Origin of the sequence: Microvirga sp. HBU67558 (assembly GCF_018069605.1) — a bacterium.
Lineage (GTDB): Bacteria > Pseudomonadota > Alphaproteobacteria > Rhizobiales > Beijerinckiaceae > Microvirga > Microvirga terrae.
Genome location: NZ_JAGPUP010000040.1, coordinates 1 through 242, shown reverse-complemented (window position 1 = coordinate 242; position 242 = coordinate 1). Strand labels below are relative to the sequence as shown.

The 242-nt window shown below is 65.7% G+C and carries 1 protein-coding gene; it reads left to right on the top strand.

Annotated elements, in window-relative coordinates; all coding sequences use genetic code 11:
* Positions 1–242 (top strand): acetyl-coenzyme A synthetase N-terminal domain-containing protein (locus KBI52_RS00145; RefSeq protein ID WP_305797853.1); only part of this gene is annotated, 242 nt, incomplete at both ends.

The window sequence follows — 242 nt, the reverse complement described above, 5'->3', positions numbered from 1 at the left end:
GATGCGGGCTACCGGGCCAAGTACGAGGCCTCGATCCGGGATCCGGAGGGCTTCTGGGCCGAGGAAGCGAAGCGCATCGACTGGTTCAAGGCCCCGACCCGGATCAAGAACACCAATTTCGGCCCCGACAACGTGGCGATCCGCTGGTTCGAGGACGGGGTCACCAATGTCGCCTACAACTGCGTCGACCGGCACCTCCACACCCGCGGCGACCAGGTCGCGATCATCTGGGAGGGCGACGA